15 protein-coding genes and 1 tRNA gene are annotated in these 21733 nt (G+C 63.2%); 7 read left to right on the top strand and 9 right to left on the bottom strand.

Going from position 1 to position 21733, the window contains the following annotated elements; all coding sequences use genetic code 11:
- Positions 1–457 precede the first annotated feature (457 nt).
- Positions 458–757, bottom strand: a complete 300-nt coding sequence (locus BV071_RS09520) for a hypothetical protein (RefSeq protein WP_035605542.1) — start codon at positions 755–757, stop codon at positions 458–460.
- Positions 758–908: 151 nt separating this feature from the next.
- A tRNA-Leu gene (locus BV071_RS09515) sits at positions 909–993 on the bottom strand.
- Positions 994–1151: 158 nt separating this feature from the next.
- Here BV071_RS09515 and BV071_RS09510 point away from each other — a divergent pair.
- The 4 genes from BV071_RS09510 (at position 1152) to BV071_RS09495 (ending at position 6212) form a co-directional block, all read left to right on the top strand.
- The gene (locus BV071_RS09510) at positions 1152–2219 is read left to right on the top strand and encodes an ABC transporter ATP-binding protein (RefSeq protein WP_035605539.1); all 1068 of its coding nucleotides are present in this window, start codon (positions 1152–1154) and stop codon (positions 2217–2219) included.
- A gap of 29 nt (positions 2220–2248) precedes the next feature.
- Positions 2249–3790: an ABC transporter substrate-binding protein gene (locus BV071_RS09505; RefSeq protein WP_035605536.1), complete on the top strand. Its 1542-nt coding sequence runs from the start codon at positions 2249–2251 to the stop codon at positions 3788–3790.
- The gene (locus BV071_RS09500) at positions 3787–5481 is read left to right on the top strand and encodes an iron ABC transporter permease (protein ID WP_052573109.1); all 1695 of its coding nucleotides are present in this window, start codon (positions 3787–3789) and stop codon (positions 5479–5481) included. Before BV071_RS09505 ends, BV071_RS09500 begins: the two co-directional genes overlap by 4 nt.
- A 68-nt stretch (positions 5482–5549) precedes the next feature.
- Complete coding sequence (locus tag BV071_RS09495; RefSeq protein WP_265594268.1) at positions 5550–6212, top strand: hypothetical protein; 663 nt, start codon at positions 5550–5552, stop codon at positions 6210–6212.
- Positions 6213–6323: 111 nt separating this feature from the next.
- On the opposite strand, the gene BV071_RS09490 is transcribed toward BV071_RS09495, so the two are convergent.
- From BV071_RS09490 to BV071_RS09475, 4 genes are all read right to left on the bottom strand, one after another.
- A complete protein-coding gene (locus tag BV071_RS09490) occupies positions 6324–8783 on the bottom strand; it encodes an L-type lectin-domain containing protein (protein WP_265594267.1) in 2460 nt (819 codons plus the stop codon).
- Between the two features lie 194 nt (positions 8784–8977).
- Complete coding sequence (locus tag BV071_RS09485; protein ID WP_035605527.1) at positions 8978–9724, bottom strand: GntR family transcriptional regulator; 747 nt, start codon at positions 9722–9724, stop codon at positions 8978–8980.
- 110 nt (positions 9725–9834) lie between these two features.
- Complete coding sequence (locus BV071_RS09480; RefSeq protein ID WP_035605524.1) at positions 9835–11286, bottom strand: DUF1501 domain-containing protein; 1452 nt, start codon at positions 11284–11286, stop codon at positions 9835–9837.
- A 23-nt stretch (positions 11287–11309) separates the two neighbouring features.
- Positions 11310–14588, bottom strand: coding sequence for a DUF1553 domain-containing protein (locus BV071_RS09475; protein ID WP_052573108.1), 3279 nt, complete (start codon positions 14586–14588; stop codon positions 11310–11312).
- Between the two features lie 152 nt (positions 14589–14740).
- Between BV071_RS09475 and BV071_RS32765 the strand changes: the two genes are divergently transcribed.
- A complete protein-coding gene (locus BV071_RS32765; RefSeq protein ID WP_265594266.1) occupies positions 14741–15310 on the top strand; it encodes a hypothetical protein in 570 nt (189 codons plus the stop codon).
- Here the strand turns inward: BV071_RS32765 and BV071_RS09465 are convergent.
- The gene (locus tag BV071_RS09465; RefSeq protein ID WP_035605521.1) at positions 15295–16074 is read right to left on the bottom strand and encodes a TatD family hydrolase; all 780 of its coding nucleotides are present in this window, start codon (positions 16072–16074) and stop codon (positions 15295–15297) included. The genes BV071_RS32765 and BV071_RS09465 overlap by 16 nt on opposite strands.
- A gap of 260 nt (positions 16075–16334) precedes the next feature.
- On the opposite strand from BV071_RS09465, the gene BV071_RS32760 reads away from it, so the two are divergent.
- Both BV071_RS32760 and BV071_RS09455 read left to right on the top strand, forming a co-directional pair.
- Positions 16335–18500, top strand: a complete 2166-nt coding sequence (locus BV071_RS32760; protein ID WP_052573106.1) for a choice-of-anchor D domain-containing protein — start codon at positions 16335–16337, stop codon at positions 18498–18500.
- Between the two features lie 57 nt (positions 18501–18557).
- Entirely contained in the window at positions 18558–19307 is a 750-nt protein-coding gene (locus BV071_RS09455; RefSeq protein ID WP_035605518.1) for a sulfite exporter TauE/SafE family protein, read from the top strand.
- 12 nt (positions 19308–19319) lie between these two features.
- Here the strand turns inward: BV071_RS09455 and BV071_RS09450 are convergent, their stop codons facing one another.
- Together BV071_RS09450 and BV071_RS09445 are read right to left on the bottom strand one after the other, a co-directional pair.
- Entirely contained in the window at positions 19320–20036 is a 717-nt protein-coding gene (locus BV071_RS09450) for a site-2 protease family protein (protein WP_265594265.1), read from the bottom strand.
- Between the two features lie 692 nt (positions 20037–20728).
- Positions 20729–21640, bottom strand: a complete 912-nt coding sequence (locus tag BV071_RS09445; RefSeq protein ID WP_035605512.1) for a sugar phosphate nucleotidyltransferase — start codon at positions 21638–21640, stop codon at positions 20729–20731.
- Positions 21641–21733: the final 93 nt, after the last annotated feature.

Here is a 21733-nt window from a genome sequence, read left to right as displayed (position 1 = left end):
TCGGCGCAAGGCTGGATTTGCAAATTTCATCGAAATTATTTTCATTTCATCTCCTCGGCCCGTGAAATCCCATGTTGTTGACCCCTCGGCTACGCTGCACCCATGCGCCGGGAGAAGCTTGCCGACTGCCAGCCGGGGGAGTGGGTGGCTGTGATGGACACGGATGAGATCCAGCCGGGGGAAGGCCCACGACCGACTGGGGTCTGGAGAAGCGCTTCTTTTCCCATCAGCTCGACTTCGGGTATGAGTTCCGGACCCGGGCGGGGGACTGGATCGGTGAGGACGATCCACGAGCACTGTGGCGGCTGCTACGGGTGCGGGCGGAGCTGCTTGCCGGCGGGCAGCCGCGGCACGCGGGCGACTACGGCGCTTGGATGGATCTGGATAAGGCGGAACGTGTTCTCCGGCGGAACGGGTGGAGCGAGAAGAGGGCCCAGCGACAGGCCCCGCGCTGAGGCTAGAAGGCGGGGTGATCGGCGCGCTTGATCATGCCGGCGGCTTGGAGGCTGGCGAGGTTCTTGGTGTTCGCGGAGATCTCAGCCAAACGGACAAGGATCTCGGCGACAGCGAAGAGGAAGGGGGTTCCGATGAGGGCGGCGACACCGGAGGCGATAAGCTCAGGGTGGCGGTCGAGGTTGTTGAAGCCGATGGCCAAGAGGGCGATGCCCGCGAAGAGCTCGAGGAAGGCAATGATGCGGATGATGGGGGCGACGGTCGATGAACCAGCGGCGGGGGAGGATTTGGACTTGGGTTTCATGCGGTGCCTAACATGCACAAGGGCGTGATGCGGTCGATGGGAAAGCACCTTGATTCTATCGGATGAGAATCGGATTTCCTTCCGCCCGGCTGTTAGGAATTCGCGGGCAAACGAAAGGCCGGACTGATGTCCGGCCTTATCATTCAAAGAGTGGTGCTCGAGGGGGGACTCGAACCCCCACGGATTACTCCACTAGATCCTTAGTCTAGCGCGTCTACCAATTCCGCCACCCGAGCACATGGTGTTTGGTGGGCCGCGGATTTATGTCCCGGACCCACGCTTGGCAAGAGAATCTTTGCTCTTTTCGTGCCTTTTTTGACACGACCTTTTCCGGGCCCGCTTCTTGCTTCCGGCTTGCAAGCACCGCCACGGCGGGAAGCATGCCCCCAGCCTCATGGATGCGATTCGCGCGGACTCGATCGTCAAAAAATTCGGCCAAGTCACGGCGCTCGACGGCGTTAGCGTGGAAGTCGCGGCAGGAGAGCTCTTTTTCCTCCTCGGTGCCTCCGGCTGCGGCAAGACCACCCTCCTGCGCTGCATCGCCGGGCTCGAGACCCCAACCTCCGGCCACATCTTCTTCGGCGATCGCGACGTGACCCAACTCCCGCCCCACAAGCGCGAGGCCGCCATGGTCTTCCAGAGCTACGCCCTCTGGCCCCACCTCAATGTCGAGCGCAACGTCGCCTTCGGCCTCGAGGAACGGAAGGTCGACAAGGCCGAGATCCGCAGGCGCGTAGGGGAGGCCCTCGAACTCGTCCATCTCTCCGGCATGGGTGACCGCGGCATCGACCAGCTTTCCGGCGGCCAACAGCAGCGCGTCGCCCTCGCCCGCGCCCTCGTCGTCCGCCCGAAGTGCCTGCTGCTCGACGAACCACTCTCGAACCTCGACGCCAAGCTCCGCATCGAAATGCGCCGCGAGATCCGCCGCATCGTCAAGGAAGGCGGCCTCACCGGCGTCTACGTCACCCACGACCAGGAGGAGGCCCTCTCCATGGCCGATCGCATGGCCGTGCTCAACAAGGGCCGCATCGAGCAGCTCGGCACCGCCGAGGACGTCTATCGGAATCCCCACACCGCCTTCGTCTCCGGCTTCATCGGCGAGACCAATCTGGTCAAAGGCAAGGCCCTCGAAGTCCGCGGCGAATTCGCCATGATCGAGAGCGCCGCTGGCCCCCTGGTCGGCCGCGTCACCCGCCCGGAGTGGGTCCCCGCTGCGGGCGAGGAGGTCATCCTCTCGATCCGCCCGGAGGCCTGGCGCGTGGATTCCCAGAGCGGCGAAAATCCCATCACCGGCAAGATCATCGAGCGCAGCTACCTCGGCCAACGCATCCAATACCTCGTCGATACCCCCGTCGGCATCCAACAGGTCGTCGAGCTCAACCCCCACCTCGTCCGCGAGCCGGGCGAGACCCCGCTGCGCCTGACCGCCCGCCACAGCGATGTGGCCGTGCTGCAAGCCTAGTCTAACGGACCCAAGCGATCGAGCCCGTCATGATGCGCCGTTTCCTTCCGATCCTGCTCTTGCTGGCTGCGGTCATCGCCGCGCCCATCCTGCTGCGCCGGAATTCCGAACTCGCCGCCGCCGGCCACGCCCAGGACCGCCTGGTCATCATCACGCCGCACAATGAGACCATCCGCTCGGAGTTCGGCGAGGCCTTCGCCGCCCACTGGAAGGCCAAGACCGGCCGCACCCTCTACATCGACTGGCGCATCCCCGGCGGCACCTCAGACATCACCCGCGTCCTGAATAGCTCCTTCGAGGCCGCCGAGGCCCTCGCCAAGAAGCAGAACCCCGGCCACGAGGCGGAAGCGGTCAAAAAGTCCGGCGTCGGCATGGACCTCTTCTTCGGCGGCGGCGAGCCGGACTTTGCTGGCCAGATGAGCAAGGACCGCTTCGTCGAGCTGGAAGTCTTCAAGACCCACCCCGAATGGTTCAAGGAGGACGTCATCCCGGCCAAGTTCACCGGCGAGAACTACTACAATCCCAAGCACCTCTGGGTCGGCACCTGCCTCTCGCAGATGGGCATCTGCTACAACGCGGATTCCGTCCGCCGTCTGGGCATCCTCCCGCCGCGCCGTTGGGCGGACCTCGCCGATCCTGCCTATGCTGGCTATGTTGCACTCGCGGACCCCACCAAGAGCGGATCGGTCACGCGGATGTTCGAGATGATGATCCAAGAGCAGATGAAGAAGCGGATCGTCAAGGGCAAGGAAGACGACGAGGCCGCGAAGGAGGAGGGCTGGAAGAACGGCATCAACCTTCTCCAGGCCATGGCCGCTAACGCCCGCTACTTCACCGACGCCGCCAGCAAGATCCCGCACGATGTCGCCCAGGGCGACGCCCTCGCCGGCACCTGCATCGATTTCTACGGCCGCTCCTACGAGGAGAAGCTCGGCAGGCGCGGGCCCACCCGCCTGCTCTGGATCCCGCCCCTCGGCGGCACCTCCATCAGCGTGGACCCCATCGCCGTGCTGCGTGGCGCTCCTCATTCGGAGATCGCCCAGGAGTTCGTCACCTTCGTCCTCAGCGATGCCGGCCAGCTCCTCTGGAACTACAAGGCTGGCGCGCCCGGCGGCCCGCGCGAAACCTCGCCGCGCCGCCTGCCCGTGCGCCGCGACCTCTACACCGTGAAGAACTTGCCTTGGTTCTCCGACCCGGACGCACTGCCCTACGAGCGCAGCGGCGGCTTCGAATACGATGCCGCACTCACCAACTCCGCCTTCAATGTCCTCCGCCAGGTCTATCGCGCCATGTGCATGGATACCCACCAGGAGATGAAGGAGGCATGGGACCTCATGCGCCGGAATGGCGGCACCCTGGAGGAGATCGCCGCCACCCCGGCCGGCAAGGTCTTCTTCGATACCTCCCACCTCGGCTACAGCCACGTCATGAAGGAGCTCGTTCCCCTCGTGGGCCGCAAAGACAACATGGCAAAATTAGACATCTCCCGCGAGATGGCCCGCATCTCCGGCATCTTCCGCGAGAACTATAAAAAAGCTGCCGCCATGGCCCGGGAAGGAGGCCGCCCATGAATCGCGGCGCAGCCATCGGCATCACCGCCTTCGTCACCGCGCTCTTCGCGGCCTTCTTCATCTATCCGGCGATCTCGGTCATCGGTGAAGCCTTCAAGACCCCTGACGGCAAGTTCACCCTCGATTTCGTCGGTGATGTCTTCCGCAATCCCGTCTACCGCGAAGGCCTCTGGAACGCCCTTGCACTCGGTGTCGCCAGCACCCTCGCGACCTTCGCGATCGCCTTTCCGCTCTCACTACTCGCCTACCGTTATGACTTCCGCGGCCGCGGTGTGCTGGGCGTGCTGATCCTCATCCCGCTGGTGCTGCCGCCCTTCGTCGGCGCCATCGGCATCAAGCACATGCTCGGCGTGCAAGGGTCGCTCAATGCGCTGCTGATCGACCTCGGCGCAATGAATCGCAACGCGCCGGTCGATTGGCTCGCACGCGGCCGCTTCTGGGGGATCGTGGCGATGAACGCGCTCCACCTCTATCCGATCCTCTACATGAATATCAGCGCGGCGCTGTCCAATCTGGACCCCGCGATGGAGCAGGCCGCGGAGAATCTCGGCTGCTCGCCCGCCCGCCGTCTCTGGCGCATCACCCTGCCGCTGGCCATGCCCGGCATCTTCGCGGGCGCGGCTATCGTCTTCGTCTGGGCCTTCACCGAACTCGGCGTGCCGCTGGTCTTCGACTACACCCGCGTGGCACCCGTGCAGGTCTTCGATGGCATCAAGGATCTCACCGGGAATCCCGCGCCCTACGCGCTGGTGGCGATTATCCTGGTGATTTCCGCGCTGGTCTTCGCCATCACCAAGGCCCTCTTCGGCCGCCAGACCTCCGGTGCCCAGCCGCGGCCGAAGGGTAGGGGTGGGGAAGTGAAGCTCACCGGCCTGCGAGGTCTCGGCTGCGCGATCATCTTCGGCTTCGTCTTCCTCCTCGCCGCCTTGCCGCACGCCGGGGTGGTCCTGCTCTCACTCTCGGAGGATTGGTACAAGACGGTCACTCCGGTCGTGCTCACCTTCAGGCACTATGTCGATGCCCTGGGCAGTGAGATCGTGGTGCCCTCGATCAAGAACAGCCTGCTCTACGCCTCCGGCGCCACGCTCATCGATCTCATTCTCGGCATCGCCATCGCCTGGGTCATCGTCCGCAGCAAGATCAAGGGCCGCTCCCTGCTGGATGCTCTGGTCATGCTGCCGCTGGCCGTGCCCGGCCTGGTGCTTGCCTTCGGCTACCTCGCGCTTTCCGAGCCCGGCCGTCCGCTGAATTTCCTGATCGGCAAGGACGGCAATCCCGCCGCCCTGCTGATCGTCGCCTACGCGGTCCGCCGTCTGCCCTACGTCGTCCGCTCCGCAGTGGCTGGCCTGCAGCAGAGCAATCCCGCCTTGGAAGAAGCCGCCCGTTCCCTGGGGGCCGGGGCCTTCCGCACCCTGCGCCGCGTCTCCCTGCCGCTGATTGGCGCGAACCTCGCCGCTGGCTGCATCCTCGCCTTCGCCTTCGCCATGCTGGAGGTCAGCGATAGCCTGATCCTAGCCAAGCAGACCGAGCACTTCCCGATCACCAAGGCGATTTACACCCTGCTTTCCTCCCTCGGGGATGGCCACGAACTGGCCGCCGCCCTCGGCGTCTGGGCCATGGTCTTCCTCGCTATCGCGATTACCGGTGCGGCGGCATTGGTGGGGAAAAGAGGGGGCCTCTTCCGGGTCTAGAGGGGGCCTTCGCCGTTAGTTTTTCCAGATTGCCCTCCCCCCGGCGACCTGCCACCGTCCCGGCCTTCATGAGGAATTCCGCCCGTCTGCTCGCCGCCCTGCCTGCCCTTTGGTTGGCCGCTTGTGGCAACTCCGGCTCCGGTACCAGTAGCTCGGCCTCCGGCGACAAAATGGCCGCCGAGAGTAGCAGCCCTGATCCCGTCGAGGGCAAGCGGATCAAGTCCGGCGATATGTTCGACGACGACCGGGGCCACATCATGGAGAAGTATGGCGCCATGAACCTCTCCATGGACAAGGAAGGCAACCGCACCGGAGCCGCCAAGGAATTCGCCGGCTTCAACCGCGACAACAAGGAATTCAAGGGCAAGTGGGACAACAAGGAATTCAAGTCCGGCGACTACAAGAAGAAGTCGTGGTGGGGCGACAAGGACTACAACAAGAAGGTCTACGCCGGTGATACCGACGGCAGCCGCTTCCAGAAGGAATCGCGCTTCGCCGGTGAATCCGCTCACGAAGCTTCCGTCGCCGCCCGCGAAGGCAGCGAGAACTACGGCACCAAGGGCTACGCCACCGGTCGTGCCCGCGAAGAAGGCGGTACCAACATCAAGAAGGTCGCCGACGCCGAGACAGCCTCTCGCAGCAAGACCTTCACCAAGCCCGACATCATTCCCTGGCAAAAGCAGAATCTGACGGTCAAGGATACCAACCGGATGCTTGGGCGGGAGGATTGAAGGACTTCAAGTAGTCCAGGCTTTCTTCGATAAGCAAACCGCCCGCCACTCCGGTGCGGGTGTGACGGGCGGCATTGACCTCCTGGAAAGCGGGCGAAAGCGGCTGGCGATCTATTCTTCCTCCACGCGGAAGAACAGCTTCACCGGCGTGTTCGGGAAGTTCACATTGAACAAGGTGGCATCTTCATTCGGTGTGCCGGGAATGCCGCTCGCCAGCACCGTTCCCCAGTTCTGCAGATCGACGGACGAGGTGATCCGGTAGCTCTTACCGGGTGATGAAGTCCAAGTCAGTGCCGCTTGGCCAGTCGCCCGGTTGATCGTGCTTGAGAGCAGAACCAGGTTGGAAGGCGCCCCCTCGCTGAAGGTCCAATTGGTCACATCGTGCGCCTCGAAAGCGCCACCGGTGCGCGCGGTGAAGCCGACATAGCTGGTCCCATTCGCATCCATTGCCCCGATCGTGCCGAGATCGACTGCCAGATTATCGACTACCAGGAATCCGTCGAAGTAGATGTCGAGGAAGCCCGGGCTGTAAGCCACCCGCACCAGGTGTGCGGCGCCATCGGTGGAGCTGTCCGTCAGGTCATTCGCCAAGGTTCCAGGGAAAGTGATGCCTGGTGTGGTAGCGAGATTGACGCTCGCTAGGATCGTGCTGCCGCTCAGCACTTTCAGCATGGCATTGCTCGGATCGCCATCGCTCTGATAGGAGTCGAGGGCTATGTTGAGCGCGGCTTCCGGAAGTCCCCGTTCGTGCAGGGTGGCGGGACTGGCTGCGGAGCCATCGGGATGATTCTGGATCACGAAGGCCATGCCATCCGCGCCACCGTTGGTGGCCGATTTGAACTGGAAGCCAAAGGCAGTATCGAAGCCTTCATCCACCTGCTGCCGCAGGCGGAACCAGGCGCTGCCAGCAGTGCCCGCCTGGTTCGGTGTCAGGCGCAGGCGCTTGCCCGGACCGGGCACTGTCAGCGTGGCATCTGCGGTTAGTGTGGCATCTCCCAGCCGGGCAATTTCATCGCCCGCGCTGTCGAAGTTAGGGTAGTTGATCGCCGTGATCGCCGGAGTGATGACCGTGACCGCGATCGATCCCGTGGTGGTTTTGCTGAAGGAGTTGGTGGCCACGAAGGTGTAGGTCGTGTCCGCGACTGGAAGCACCGTGGTCCGTCCGCTGGTGCTGCCCAGCGTCACTGGGCCGCTGCCACTATTCAAAGTCACTGTGGTGGCTCCCTCCGTAATCCAGTGCAGGGAGAGCGGCTCGCCCGCCACCACTTTGGTATCGCCGGTGAGCTTCAGGGTAGGACGCAGCGAGGTCCCGGGGAAGGGGATATCCGGGGTGTCTACGCTCCGTGCGGTCGGCGTTGGGTAGTCGAAGGTGGTGACGTTCTCCAGCAGTGTCCAGGCGCTGCCGTCGGCGCTGCCTTCGATGATCCAGCGGACCGGGTCGCGTTCAGCGGCGTCGCCCCCGGTCATGAAACCGTAAGAGTCGAAGGTCACCGGAGTGGGGAACTCAAGTTGCAAGGGTCCCTTGTTGAAGTCGAGCCACTTGGTGCTGGCCTGACCGTCGCCGGCGTTGAGGGCTTCCTGCCCGCCGGGATTGTTGCCGCCGGGGTTTGAGAAAGTGGCTCCGCTGAGATGCTCACCCGCGAAGGAGAGATAGAACTCTGCGAGTTGAATGCTGTTGGCCACCAGGTCGTTCCTCAGCTTGCGCGGCGTGAAGCGCACGAACTTGCAGGTGGAGGAGCCACCCGCGACCGAGCGCACCACCACTGCACTCGAGACCGGTCCGTTGCCGCTGCCTCCGGCCAGCGTGTAGGTCGTGTCTTGTCCGGATGCCGGGGTCACATCGGTGAAGTCGGAGACAGCCACCGGACCCACCCCGGGCGTGATCGCCGGATTGGTCACTCGTTGGGTATCCCAAGTGAGCGTGACCAGATTTCCGTCCAGGATGATGCCATCACTGGCCATGAAGTTGATGATCGCCTTCGGCTCCACCGGCGGGACATCCGAGAAGCGGATCTCGGACAAGCCGGTCACGATGCCGCCGTAGTCGCTCACCACCACCAAGCGTAGATGTGTCACGCCCGCCAAGGTGCTGCCTAGGTCCAGTGGATGTGGTAACTCCGAACCGCCGCCCGCCTCGATGAAGTTGAAGTTGCCCAAGCTTTGGTAGTTGGATCCGCCGTTCGTGGAGTACTGGACCTCGGCGACCTGGATTCCCCGGTCGGTGTTCCCATTGTTCTGGTTGTGGTTCCAGTAGTAGATGGTCCGCAGATTGGAGGGGCCGGTGAAGGCATAGGTGAGCGTGATGCCGGCACCATCGACGATCTGGGAGTGCCACATGGTGCCCGCGGAGCCGTTGTTGTCGTGGGTGGCGAGCCCCAGGTCGGCTTCCGTCGCCAGCGAGCCGGTTATGCCACTGCCGTTGATCGTGTTGGTCAGTGAGAGGCTCGGCCAATTCGAGGAGGCCGTGGCGCTGGAAACGGGGACAATCGCTGCATCCAAGGATTGGGGCAGGGAGACAGCTGCACTTGTTATGTAGATCGCCGTCAAGATACGGGTTTTAGCCGGTTTCATTGGGGTCTTGGGTGGAGTTCTGGACCGCCGGCAGTGGATCCTGGTTGCGGGAATCCGCTCGGAATATGCCGACTTTATTTGTCTGAACATTCCATAAGACGTGAGCAACGGGGAACTGCCCCGTGAATGTCACCCATTCATGCGACACGAGCAGCCACCCTCAGTCTGCGCCGGACCGAATTCTTCCGCTTTCTCTAAGCGTGGTTCCTCTCGATGGTGATCGAGTAGGTGAAGCGGTCGCTGCGATAGTAGTTCAGATTGAACTCCAACTGCCGGCTGCCGCCGTCCTCCGCCACCCGCCGTCGCTCCAAGATGGGCAGGCCGGCCTTGCAATCCAGTCGTGTGGCCAGGGTCGTGTCCGCTAGCCCGGCACGGATTTCTTCCCGCGAGATCTGCGCCACCAGTGCACTCTTCCGGCGGATCAATTCGTAGAGCGGGGTTGAGAAATCATCATCCACCGCCAGCCCCGTCCGCGGGTGAAACCAAGAGACCGAATAGACCGCGGGAATGTCGTCATAGCCCCGCACCCGCGCCATTCTGAGCAGGCGTTCACCCTTCTTGTGGCGCTCGATTCCCAAGCTTAGGAAGACTTCGTCGTCGGCCGGGATCATGGCGACTTCCAGCGAGAAGGTCTGCACCCGGATGCCTTTCTGCAGCATCTCTCCGGTGAAGCTCGCCCAGTCAGCCAGCTTGGTGGCAACCGCGTGCTTGAGCACCCGTGTGCCTACCCCGGCCTTGCGCTCCAGCAGCCCTTCTTGCACCAGTCGCGAGATCGCGGCACGCACGGTATTGCGACTGATCCCCAGCTCCGCTGCCATTTGTGCTTCCGGTGGCAGGAGCTTGCCTTGCTGATACTTGGGGGCCGCGATCAGCTTGCGCAGCAAGACCTCCACCTGGCTATGGAGCGGGGCTGGATCCTTGCTATTGATCGAAAACTGCATCGCGCGGCCCCTGCTTGCCCGGAAACTTTCCGCCAAGGAAGCAAATGTGCAGTTTTTGGGCTAATTTGTATGAACATTTGCCCTCTGGAGAGGCCAGCCCAAGCGGCGGTTCAGGCGAGGATGTCTTTCACCACTTTCGCCGGCTCCACGCCCGTCAGTCGCTGGTCCAAGCCTTGGAACTTAAAGCTGAGCTTCTCGTGGTCGAGGCCGAGACGGTTCAAGATGGTCGCATGCAGATCCCGGATATGCACCGGATTCTGCACGATGTTATAGCTCATCTCATCCGTCTCCCCGTAGACCTGCCCGCCCTTGATTCCGCCGCCGGCCAGCCAGAGCGAGAAACAGCGCGGGTGGTGGTCACGGCCGTAGTTGGTCTCGTTCAAGGCGCCCTGGCAGTAGATCGTCCGCCCGAACTCGCCGCCGAAAACCACCAGCGTATCCTCCAGCATGCCGCGCTGTTTGAGGTCCTGGATCAGGGCGAAGGCTCCTTGGTCCACATCCATGCACTGCGAACGCAGGTCGCGCGGCAGGTCGCCGTGCTGGTCCCAACCGCGGTGGAAGATCTGCACGAAGCGGGTGCCGCGCTCCAAGAGACGCCGCGCCATCAGCGCGGAGCTCGCGAAGGTGCCGCGAGTCCTGCTATCCTTGCCGTAGAGCTCGTAAATGTGATCCGGCTCCTTCGACATGTCGGCAAGTTCCGGGACCGAGGTCTGCATCCGGAAGGCCATCTCATACTGCTGGATCCGAGTCTGGATCTCCGGATCGCCCACCGCCTCGTAAGAGCGCTGGTTCATCGCGTTCAGGCCGTCGAGCATCTTGCGGCGCAGTTCGCGGGAGATGCCGGGCGCATCTTGCAGGTAGAGCACCGGATCGCCCTTCGGGCGCAGCGCCACGCCGGCGTGCTTGCCCGGCAGGTAGCCGGAGCCCCACAGGCGCGCGGAGATCGCCTGCACGTTCGAATACGGAGAAGAATGTTGGGCGTGTAGCACCACGAAGGTCGGCAGGTCCTCGTTCATGCTGCCCAGGCCGTAGGACAGCCACGAGCCCAGCGAGGCCTTTCCCGACTGCATGTTGCCGGTGTACACGAGCTGGTTGGCCGGCTCGTGGTTGATCGCCTCCGTGTGCATCGATTTGATGATGCAGATGTCGTCGGCCATCTTCGCGGTCCACGGCAGCAGCTCGCTGATCCATGCACCACCTTGCCCGTGCTGGGAGAACTTGAAGATCGTCGGAGCCAGCGGGAAGGCCTTCTGCCCGGAGGTCATGCCCGTGAGCCGCTGTCCTTCCTTCGCCAGCCAATCCTTCAGGTCTTCCTTGAAGCGCTTCTGCAGGTCCGGCTTGTAGTCGAAGAGGTCGAGCTGCGAGGGTGCCCCGATCAGCGAGATGTAGATCGCCCGCTTCGCCTTCGGCGCGATGTGCGGGAGCATGGTCTCCATCACTGCGGGGAAGGCCTTGCCGCTGCCCAGCAGCGAGGACAAGGCGGCCACTCCCAGGCCAGTGCCGTTCTTGCGGAAGAACTGCCGGCGGGTGAGTGCGGAGTTGTAGTCGTGGAGAGAATTCATCGCTCGATGGCCGGTGACGGCTCTTACTTGTTCAAAGTCTCGTCCAGGTTCAGGAGCTGGCTGCTCACCAGCGTCCATGCCGCGAGTTCCACCGCATCCAGCTTCGGATCCGGTTTGGTCTCACCATTGGTAATCATCGCCTGTGCCTCCTTGGCATCCGCCTTGTAGGCTGCCAGCGCCGCATTCAGGGTCTCCATGGCCAGCTTGCGTTCGTCTGCGGCCAGCTTCCTCGAGATCAGGCGCTCGGTGATGAAATCGAGCCGCGCGGCGGTATCCGGGGATGCGGCGATCGCGTGCTCGGCCAGCTCGCGCGAGGCCTCCACAAATTGCGGGTCGTTCAAGGTGACGAAGGCCTGGAGCGGCGTGTTCGTCCGGTCGCGGCGCACGCAGAAGACTTCGCGCGTCGGCGCATTCAGGATCTCCATCGCCGGGTGCGGCGCGGTGCGCTTCCAGAAGGTGTAGATCGAGCGCCGGTAGAGCGCCTCGCCGCTATCCTGTTTGTAGTTGCGGGTGTTCGATTCCTTCATCGCCACCGCTTCCCAGATGCCCTCCGGTTGGTAGGGCTTCACTGGCGGACCGCCGATCTTGGGCGAGAGCAAGCCACCAACGTCGAGCGCCATGTCGCGCAGTTCCTCCGCATCCAGGCGATAGCGCGGGCCGCGTGAGACCAGGCGGTTGCCCGGGTCCTTCTCCAGTTTCTGCGGCGAGATGATCGAAGACTGGCGGTAGGCCTGCGAGGTCACGATTAATTTCAGCATGTGGCGGTAGTCCCACTTGGAGTCCACGAACTCCGATGCCAGCCAATCCAGTAGCTTGGGATGGCTCGGGCGCGCGCCCATGATCCCGAAGTCTTCGTTGGTCTCCACGATCCCGGTGCCGAAGAAATAGTACCAGGTGCGGTTCATCGTCACCCGCGCGGGCAGGGGATTGGCCGGATCGACCAGCCACTTCGCCAAGCCCAGGCGGTTCTTCGGCGAGTCCGGTGCCATCGGCGGAAGTACGGCGGGAGTCGTAGGTGCGACCTTCTCGCCCTTGTCGGAATACACCCCGCGGGTCAGCACGTGTGCGAAGGCTTCGCTCTTCTTCTCCTCCATCACCAGCGAGACCGAGCCACGGCCCTTGATCATCGCCTGCTCGGACTTCAGCGCGGCGAGCTTGTCCGCCAGCTCGTGCGAAGGCCCATCCACCGTCGCGAGGAAATACTGATAGACGCTATCCGTCTGCTCCTTGGTCCGCTGCTCCACCGGAGTAGCGATGATGCCTTGCACGATACTGTCCTGTGCGAGCTTGGCGACCTCCTGCGCCGAAAGCACACGGCGGTAGAAGCGGAAGTCCTGCAGTGCCACCTTGTCGTTGAGCTTGGAGTCGTTGCCATCGCGCGATCCCAGGCGCAGCAGCACCTTGGTTTCGATCTCCGGTCCCACCGTGTTCGGCGAGATCGAGCCCTTGATCTTCTTGCCGTCCACGTAGAGCTCCAGCACCTGATCGCCGCCCTTGCTGCCATCAAAGGTTGCCATCACGTGATGCCAGGTGCCGGGCTTCAGCGGCTCGGTGCCGGTGAACTTGCTGGCGGAGCTATCCCACTTGTCGATCACGTGGGCTGCGGGTACACCACCCTGTAGGTAGAGGTCCCAACCGCGGAAGCTCTCAGCGGGATTCATCCGCGCCACGATGGCACCGGTCGGCTTGCCCGTGATCTGCACGAAGCCGCCGTAGCTCACCTTGTCGGTGCGCTTGAAGCTGGCCAGATCGCCGAGTTCCACTACTGCGTCGCTGACCTGTGCGGCCTTGCCCAGCGGGGCATCCACACGTGACAGGTTGGCCGGCCATTCACGCGACTCGCCATCTACCGTCCCGCGCAGCGGTCCTTCCGCTTCCGTGAGCGGCAGGTGCAGCACCAGCGTGGAGTCGGCTTCCTTCGCGGGCTCGATCGCCGCCTTAGCCAGCCAGGCATCGAAGTCACTTCGGGCCGATTCCTTGCGCGCCGCGATCTGCTTTTCGGTGCCGTCGATCTCACCCGCCACCGCGGCCCAGCGCTCGCGGTCATCTTGCAGCGGCACGAATACATTCGGCGGGTGCTCCGCGTTGTTGCCGTCCAGCGCCGACATCGGCGTGTTACGGAAGAAGGCGGTGAGCGAATAGAATTCCTTGGTCGAAATCGGATCGAACTTGTGGTCGTGGCAAGCGGCACATCCGGTGGTCAGTCCCAGCCACACCGCGGAGAGGGTATCCACCCGGTCCTTGGCGTAGATCGCGTCGTATTCCTCCGAGATCGCGCCGCCCTCACCGGTGGTCGCCAGACAACGGCTGAAGCCGGTGGCCACCTGCTGATCGAGCGTGCGGTCCGGGAGCATGTCACCGGCGATCTGTTCAACGGTGAATTGATCCCAAGGCATGTTTGCCTGGAAGGCGCGCACCACCCAATCGCGGTAAGGCCAGATCGCACGGTAGTTGTCGATGTGGATGCCGTGGGTGTCCGCATAGCGCGCGGCATCCAGCCAGTAGCGGGCGAGGTGCTCGGAGCTCGCGGTGGTCGCCAGCAGGCGGTCGGCCTCTGCCGCGACTGCTTGGTCCATGTTGCTCGCGGCGGCCTTCTGGAAGGCTGCCACCTCTTCCGGAGAAGGCGGCAGACCGGTGAGATCGAAGTGCAGACGGCGGTAGAAGCGGGCGGGATCCTCCGGGGGATTCGGTTTCAGGCCATTCTCCTGGAGCTTGGCTGCGATGAAGCGATCGATCGGGTGCTCCGACCAATCCTTCCCTGCCTCCGGCAGCTCCGGACGCGTCACCGGCATGAAGGACCAGTGCGCCTCATAGCGCGCGCCTTGGGCGATCCACTTCTCAAGCAGCGCGACCTGTCCGGCATCCAGCGTCTTGTGGGAGGCTGGCGGCGGCATGATCTTCTCCGGATCCTTTTCGTGAATCAGCTTCACCAGCTGCGACTCTTCCGGCTTGCCCTTCACGATCACCGGCTTGCCGTCCTCGCGCAGCGCGAAGGCATCCGCCTCGCGGTCGAGCCGCAGCGGCGCCTTTTTCGGTTCGCGGGTGCCGCTGTCTGGCCCGTGGCAGTGGTAGCAATTCTCGGAGAGGATCGGCTGGATGTGCTCGTTGAAGGAAACCGTTTCGGGCAGGCGCAGAGCCACTGGCACCGGTGCCGGATTGGCGGCCGACTTGGCCTCGGCCTCGCTGCCCGCATCCGTGGTCGACGCCGCGACCCGTGCCTCCGGCTTGTCGCAAGCGGCAAGAAGCAGCGAGGCCGCAAAGGCACCCGCCGCAGCGGGAAGGGATTTTGAAATTTGGCGCATTTTCAAACGGGTTTCGTGACGATAGCTGTATGTTCCGCCTTGTGAAGCCGGAACGCCCGGAACGGCAGCAAACTTTCAAACGGTCCGAATTCCCGCTTGCGGGTCTCCGGCCAAACGCCTGACTCAAGACCATGGCGCAATCACAAGAGGAAATGAAGTCGCCGCTTCATGCGACCTTCATTTTCCCGCCCTGCCCGCTCTTGCCGGAAGTGCATGAGGGCTTGGACCGGGCCGTCACCCGGGCCCTTTCGGTCCGGAAAGGTCCGGATTTTTATGCCGCGACCTTTCGCTACGCACAATCGCTTTGGCGCGAAGGCAAACCGGCCCAGGCGATCCTCCAGCTCAATAAAGCCTTCATGTCCGACCTGAGCGGCGCTGAGGAAGTTCTCCAGATTCATCCGCCGCCTTATGCGGTGCTGGTGTGGTTTCTCCGTCACCGCCCGGAGGGATACTTCGTCGGCAATCCCGTCCGCCACTTCCAGCACCTCGCCACGCGAGTGAGCGGTGAGCGGAAGGAGATCCGCGCATGGCGGGCTTGGGCCTGCTTCCATCTTTCCCAGACGGTGCTGCCCGCCGCGGAGTTTCCTGTGGATAACGAGCAGGTAGCCGGGGAAGGGATCGTATTCCCGGAGTGGGATACTGTCGTGGAAGTGATCGGCCGCTTGGGGTGGAGGGGAGAACGCGAAGTCATCGAGGCCTGTGCGGCTCAGTCGATGTCGTAGAAGCGCCGGTGATTTGCTGCGGTCGTTTGCAGCAGTTCGTCTGACGCCATACCGAGTGCTGCGGCGAGTCCGGCCGCGATACGGGCGAGGTTGGCGGGGTGGTTCTCTTCTTCCGGCAAAGGATGGGAGATGAACTCTCCCGGCGGCAGCATGTCGGGCGCGTCGGTCTCTAACAGAAGCCGGTTGCGTGGTACCGCCTTGAAGGCTTCCAGCACCTTGGACTTCTTGGGATGCAGGAAGTAGCCGGAGAAGGAGAACCAAGCGCCCATCGGTGCAAGGCGCTTCACCAGCTCCGCAGAGCCGCCATAGGAGTGGAGGAGGAAGCGTGCGGGCGGAGCCTCTTCCTCGAAGGCCGCGAACAAGGGTTCCCATGCCTTGAGGGCATGGATGATGAGCGGTCGGTTGTGTTCGCGGGCCAGTGCGATCTGCGGCAGGAAGACCTCCCGCTGGATTTCCAAGGTAGGCTCCTCCACCCAGCCATCCAGTCCGCACTCGCCGACTGCTGCTTGGGGAAAGCGCTTGAGCAGGACTGACAACGATTCTTGCCAATGCTCCGTGCGGCGGTGGGCCCACCAGGGATGGAGCCCGAAGGCGGGCTGTACGAAGTCGGGGAAATCCGTCGCGAGGGCGGCGACCTGCTCCCAGTCCTTCTCGGAGGTGCCATTCACCACGCAGCCGCTGATGCCCGCTGCCCGCATCTCCGCGATGATCCGGGTGGGATCCGCGAAACGCTGGAGGTGGTTGTGGGAATCGAGGAGGGGCATGCAGGACGAAGCCAATCAATCACCCATCCGCGGGTGTGGCAACGGAGGTAAGCTGTGAGCCTTTGCCGGACAAGGAGGTGCTCCACTGCCCTACATGGGCTGCCATCCGTGGGCAGGGCTTTTTCCGGAAATGAGGCGGAAACGTTCCTAGCGCTCCGGCATCGGAAGTGCTGAACTCGTTGGTCTTAGGCAATTTCTCCCGATTGCCGCGCCCCCCGATCTCGCCGGCTCTCGGCCGGTTCCCCCGCCTCCCGCCCGACATGAGCCTCGTCGCCCGCGCCATGTTAGCCGTGCTGTGTCCTTGCCTGTGCAAGGCTGCGGCACCCAGCCAGCAGGTTTACCTGAAGGCGCTCAACCGGAGTGCCTTGGATAGCTTGGGATCCGTGGTGGCGATTTCCGGTGATACCGCGGTGATTGGTGCGCCTGCCGAAGATTCGGGCACACGGGGTGTCAACGGTGATGCATCGAACGACAACGCCCTCGATTCCGGGGCGGCTTACGTCTTCGCCCGGCAGGACGGTGTCTGGGTCCAGCAGGCGTATTTGAAGGCATCTAACAGCGATGCCCGCGACGGCTTCGGCTGCGCAGTCGCCATCGCTGGAGACACCATCGTCGTCGGAGCGATGCAGGAGGACAGCTCTGCCGCCGGAGTGAATGGCAACCAGAATGCCAACAATGCCACCTCTTCCGGCGCGGCCTACATCTTTACCCGCACGGCAGGCACGTGGAGCCAGCAGGCTTATCTGAAGGTGGCAGAGCCGCACGCTTGGGATCTCTTCGGCATGTCGGTGGCGATTTCCGGCGGGACCGTGGTGGTGGGTGCGAATCGCGAGAGCAGCGCGGCCAGCGGTGTGAATGGCAATGCCAGCGATACTTCGGCAAGCCACTCTGGAGCCGCCTACGTCTTCGTGCGCAACGGCAGCACCTGGACCCAGGAGGCCTACCTCAAGGCTTCCGATACGGCGGCGAATGCGGAGTTCGGGAGCGCTGTCGGGATCTCCGGTGATGTGGTGGTGGTCGGCGCGCCCTTTGCCGCGGATGGCAGCGGTGCGGTGCATGTTTTCCAGCGCAGCGGAGGCCAGTGGAGCCATGCGACACGGATCATCGCGCCGAATGCAGCGTCCGGCATGCGCTTCGGCTTTGCGGTTTCAGTCTCAGGGGAGAGCTTTGTCTGCGGGGCTCCGGGGGAAGCGAGCGATGCTCCGGAGTCCGGAGCCGTCTATGTCTTCACCCGCAGTGGCAACGCTTGGCCGCTGCAGGCTTACCTGAAGGCATCCAACAGCGGTGCTGGAGATGATTTCGGCGATGCCGTGGCGCTAGACGGCGACCGGCTGGTGGCGGGTGCCTATGGCGAAGATAGCAATGCCAGCGGTGTGGACGGCAACAGCGCGAATGACAGTGCGGAAGGAGCCGGGGCTGCTTACCTGTTCTCCCGGAGCGCCGGGCAGTGGCAGCAGGATGCCTATCTGAAAGCGTCTAACAGCGAAGCGGGGGATTGGTTCGGTGGTGCGGTGGCGATTTCTGCTACGACGGTGCTTGTGGGTGCCGAGCGGGAATCGGGCAGCGGTGCAGGTGTCTATGCCGTGCAGAGCGGGAATGGCGCCACTTGGTCAGGTGCAGCTTATGGCTTTGTGATTCCTGTCTCGGATCCGGAGATCGTGGTGGAGGTGGCCGGAGCACCGGAATTGCAGGACGGCGGAGCGCTCGGTTTCGCGATGGCTGTGCCGGGTGCGACGACTTCGCGCGCGCTGACGATCCGGAATACCGGCAGCGGGCCACTGGCGTGGAGCGGTTGTTCGTTCACGGGAACTGATGCGGCGCGGTTCAGCATCGATAGTTCCGCGATGCAGGGCAGCATCGCTCCGGGTGGACAAGGCATCCTGGTGCTGCGCTTCAGCGGTCCGGCGGTGGGCAGCTATTCGGCATCGCTAGCGATTGCCAGCGATGATGCCGACGAGGCTAGCTTCGACTTGAACCTGTCGGCTGGAGTCGACACCGCGGCGAGTCTCTACGCCGCCTGGACGAATGCGAATGGTCTAACAGGACCCGCGGCCGACCTTTCTGCGAGTCCTAAGGGTGATGGCGTGGCGAACTTGCTCAAGTATGCCTTCCGCCTGAATGGTGCGGCACCCGATGTCCGCAACCTTGATGCCGGCGGTGGCAGCGCAGGCTTGCCGGTGGCCAAGCTTATCGTGGGCAGCGGTGGCCAAGATACATTCCGGTTGGAGTATCTGCGGCGCAAGGGCAGTGGTCTGAGCTACCTGCCGAAGGTTTCCTCCAGTCCCTCCGCCGCAGGCTTCGGCCCGATGATTGGAACGGTCACGGTGGCCGATCTCGATGCCCAGTGGGAACGGGTGAGAATCGATCAGCCGCGCCCTCCGGGTGAGCCGGTGAGGTTCGCCAAGGTGGAGGTGGTGGGGCCTTGAAAGGAGCTGCCGTTCCGGCTGCTTGCCAGTGCTGCGGTTGGGCATTAGGGCTGGGGCGTGCTCGATACTCCTGCCGAATATGCGATGGCGCTGACGGCGGCGTTTTGCATCGGGATGTCAAAGGCGGGCTTTAGCGGGATCTCGCTGATCTCGGTGCTCCTGATGGCGGATCTCTACGGGGCGGTTCCTTCGACGGGGATCGTGCTGCCCTTGTTGATCGTGGCGGACATCGCGGTTTACCGCAGCTTTGTGAAGCATGGCTCGTGGAAGCCGGTGTGGAAGCTCCTGCCGGCGACGATCGTTGGTTTGGGGATCGGCTGGTGGCTGCTGACGGTGATGAAGGATCATCCCGCGGCTGCTAGGCCCGCAATCGGCGGCTGCATCCTGGCGATGGTGGCGCTCCAGGCGCTGAAGGCGTGGAAGCCTGCCTTCTTCGACCGGATGGCAGCGTCACGCTCCTTTGGCACCGCGGCGGGTGCGGCGGGAGGGATTACCACGATGCTGGCGAATGCGGCGGGACCGGTGATCCAACTCTATCTCCTCTCGCGGCGCTTGCCGAAGATGGAGCTGCTGGGGATCGGTGCGCGCTTCTTCCTGCTGGTGAACATCATTAAGCTACCCCTGAGCGGTAGCCTGAACCTGATCACACCGGTGACGCTGATGGATAATGTGAAGTGCCTGCCGGGGATCTTCGTCGGGATCTTGGTCGGGAAGTGGCTGATCGTGCGGGTCTCGCAGCGGGCCTTCGAGTGGATGGTGATCGGCTTCTCACTGCTGGCGGCGATGCGCCTGATTTTCGTGAAGTGAGGCTGCGCTGGCTTACTGCCAGTGGTATTCCTTCAGCGATTGGTAGTTCCGGTAGGCGAGGTAGCCGAAGAGCAGGGTGGTGTAGATGCTCTGCATCCCGACGGCGGCGTAGATGGCCATTCCTCCCGCCGCGACGATGGCGACTTGATGGACGCGCTTCTGTGGGCGGATGAAGAGTTCGGCGATTCGGCCGCCATCCAAGGGGATGACGGGCAAGAGGTTCACCATGCCCCACCAGAAATTGATCCAGAGGAGGCTGTAGAGCAGATGCAGGATCGGGTAGCGGCCCAAGAAGAATTCAGCCGCCTGGGGGGAGACCTTGAATCCGCCACTGAAGAGGAGGTTCGCCGGCAAGGCCCAGCCGTCCCGCGGACTGAAGGCCAGCGACAGCAGCAGGCAAATCAGGATGAAGAAGGCGAAGCCTGCACCGGGGCCGGCGGCGATCCTCCAGAAGTGGCCCGATTTGGTGAAGCGGCCGCCTTGGTTGTAAGCCAAGCCGCCGAAGGCCCAGAGGGTAATGCTGGCGTGGCCACCGCCGAGGCGTCGCCCGACGAGGGCATGGCCGAATTCATGGACCAGAATCGAGATAGTGGTCGCGACGACGGAGATGAGCAGCAGCTTCAGGCCTTCCGGCGTGTTCGCTTGGTTGAGTCCGCCCAGCATGGCTGCTGACAGCCAGAACCAAGGCTGGATCTCTACTGGGACCCCGAAAAGCGTGAATCTTACCATGCGCCGCCGCACTTAGCCCAGTAAGGGTGGGCTGACAAGGGAAGCGCCCGCCAATGCGCGTGAAGCGTGCCCCCCGGGTGCCAGGTCTGTACAGCAGTCCGCCCGGCGGATCGGGGAGATGATGACCCGCCGGGCGGCTGACACACCCTGGACACAAACTTCGGGGGGAAAGTCGGCAAACTGTGCTGGGGGGAACTGCGGTGGCTGCCGGTGTCTTCGAAGACTCTCTTCAGGAACGGGGGGTGAACTCCTTGCTGAAAGTCGATGTGATCCCTTGCAGCCTTTGTGGGGGCTCCGGTTGCTCGGGCTGTTCCTCGCGGAACGGGGCGGAGTAAGGAGGTGGATGGTTTAACTGGCAAGACTTTTTTTCACCTCTGACGAGATCGGTTTCCATATGATTTCCGAAATCGGACAGTCGGCTAACAAGGATGGTTTTTTCTCTGCGATTGATTGAAAATCAGCGCTGTTAGGCGTGATGGTTAGGATAACTTGAATGTCTGTTTCCTTGGAAAACCATGGTTAATGCGTATCGAGTTGCGATTAGTAATCTCCTAAGTTGGCCAAATTCGGCATTTTTGAACGGAAGGGGATGCTAGGTGTCGCAGGGAAGGAGCGGAAAGCGGGACAGCGAGGCACAAAAAAGGGGGCCAGCGGTCGCTGGCCCCCTTTGGGGGAAATCTCTGTGAATTGGCTCAGGCCAGCGGGGTGGGGTAGTCGCCCGACTCGATCAGCTTGGCGATTGAGGCGACGACGTGCGGCTTGTCGTCGGGGTAGGTGACGCCGAACCAGGAGGAGGTGGTGTCGAGAACGCGGCAGTCAGCCTTGTCGTGCCGAATCAGGTCGTCGACGACGGTGGGGATGTAGCACTCGGACTTCTGCTCGCTGCCCTTGGCGGTAAGGAAGGCGGTGAAGTGCTCCTCGATCTGGGTGAAGAATTCCGGGGTGAAGCCCCAGAAGTTCATCGAAACGGGGCAGACATCGGCGATTTCGCGGCGTGAACCGTCGAGGGCGGTGCCGAAGACCAGGCCATCCGCCTCGCGGGCGATGTCGACGACTTCCTCGACGTCGGTGAGCAGGCCGGCGGCGTCGGTCTGGCAGATGCCGCGGTTCACCGAACCGTGCTCGGAGAGAGTGTTGCGCAGGGGGTAGCCGACCATCGAGTAGTGGTCCTTGCCAGCGGCACCGCGGTCGGAGGCGAACCAGCGGGCGATGGATTGGTAGGCATCGGCACCATAGAAGTCATCGGCATTGATGACGGCGAAGGGCTCCGCGACCACATTGCGGGCGGCGCGGATGGCGTGGGCAGTGCCCCAAGGCTTGGTGCGGCCTTCCGGCACGGAGAAACCTTGCGGCAGGTCATCGAGCTTCTGGAAGGCGTAATCGACCTCGATCTTGCCGGCGAAGCGGGCTCCGACGCTGTTCTTGAAGGCATCTGCGAAGTCCTCGCGGATGATGAAGACGACTTTGCCGAAGCCGGCGCGGATCGCGTCGAAGACGGAGTAGTCCAGGACCGTCTCGCCATTTGGGCCCATGGGATCCATCTGCTTGAGGCCGCCGTAGCGGGAGCCCATGCCTGCGGCGAGAACGAGAAGTGTCGGTTTCATCGGATGCGATTGAGAATGTGGATGCGGTGACTAGGGAGAAATGCGGCGGGGTTATGAAGGCCTCGGACGCCGCGGGCAATGCGGAATGGCGCA

The organism is Haloferula sp. BvORR071, assembly GCF_000739615.1.
Classification (GTDB): domain Bacteria; phylum Verrucomicrobiota; class Verrucomicrobiia; order Verrucomicrobiales; family Akkermansiaceae; genus Haloferula.
This window is presented reverse-complemented; position numbering and strand designations above follow the sequence as displayed.

Excerpts from the sequence above, each read along its gene's own strand:
- BV071_RS09480 (WP_035605524.1), bottom strand. The coding sequence starts at position 11,286 with ATGAATTCTCTCCACGACTACAACTCCGCACTCACCCGCCGGCAGTTC.
- BV071_RS09445 (WP_035605512.1), bottom strand. The coding sequence starts at position 21,640 with ATGAAACCGACACTTCTCGTTCTCGCCGCAGGCATGGGCTCCCGCTAC.
- BV071_RS09490 (WP_265594267.1), bottom strand. The coding sequence starts at position 8,783 with ATGAAACCGGCTAAAACCCGTATCTTGACGGCGATCTACATAACAAGT.
- BV071_RS09500 (WP_052573109.1), top strand. The coding sequence starts at position 3,787 with ATGAATCGCGGCGCAGCCATCGGCATCACCGCCTTCGTCACCGCGCTC.
- BV071_RS09485 (WP_035605527.1), bottom strand. The coding sequence starts at position 9,724 with ATGCAGTTTTCGATCAATAGCAAGGATCCAGCCCCGCTCCATAGCCAG.
- BV071_RS09505 (WP_035605536.1), top strand. The coding sequence starts at position 2,249 with ATGATGCGCCGTTTCCTTCCGATCCTGCTCTTGCTGGCTGCGGTCATC.
- BV071_RS09510 (WP_035605539.1), top strand. The coding sequence starts at position 1,152 with ATGGATGCGATTCGCGCGGACTCGATCGTCAAAAAATTCGGCCAAGTC.
- BV071_RS09450 (WP_265594265.1), bottom strand. The coding sequence starts at position 20,036 with ATGGTAAGATTCACGCTTTTCGGGGTCCCAGTAGAGATCCAGCCTTGG.
- BV071_RS32760 (WP_052573106.1), top strand. The coding sequence starts at position 16,335 with ATGAGCCTCGTCGCCCGCGCCATGTTAGCCGTGCTGTGTCCTTGCCTG.
- BV071_RS09475 (WP_052573108.1), bottom strand. The coding sequence starts at position 14,588 with ATGCGCCAAATTTCAAAATCCCTTCCCGCTGCGGCGGGTGCCTTTGCG.
- BV071_RS09465 (WP_035605521.1), bottom strand. The coding sequence starts at position 16,074 with ATGCCCCTCCTCGATTCCCACAACCACCTCCAGCGTTTCGCGGATCCC.
- BV071_RS09495 (WP_265594268.1), top strand. The coding sequence starts at position 5,550 with ATGAGGAATTCCGCCCGTCTGCTCGCCGCCCTGCCTGCCCTTTGGTTG.
- BV071_RS09520 (WP_035605542.1), bottom strand. The coding sequence starts at position 757 with ATGAAACCCAAGTCCAAATCCTCCCCCGCCGCTGGTTCATCGACCGTC.
- BV071_RS32765 (WP_265594266.1), top strand. The coding sequence starts at position 14,741 with ATGAAGTCGCCGCTTCATGCGACCTTCATTTTCCCGCCCTGCCCGCTC.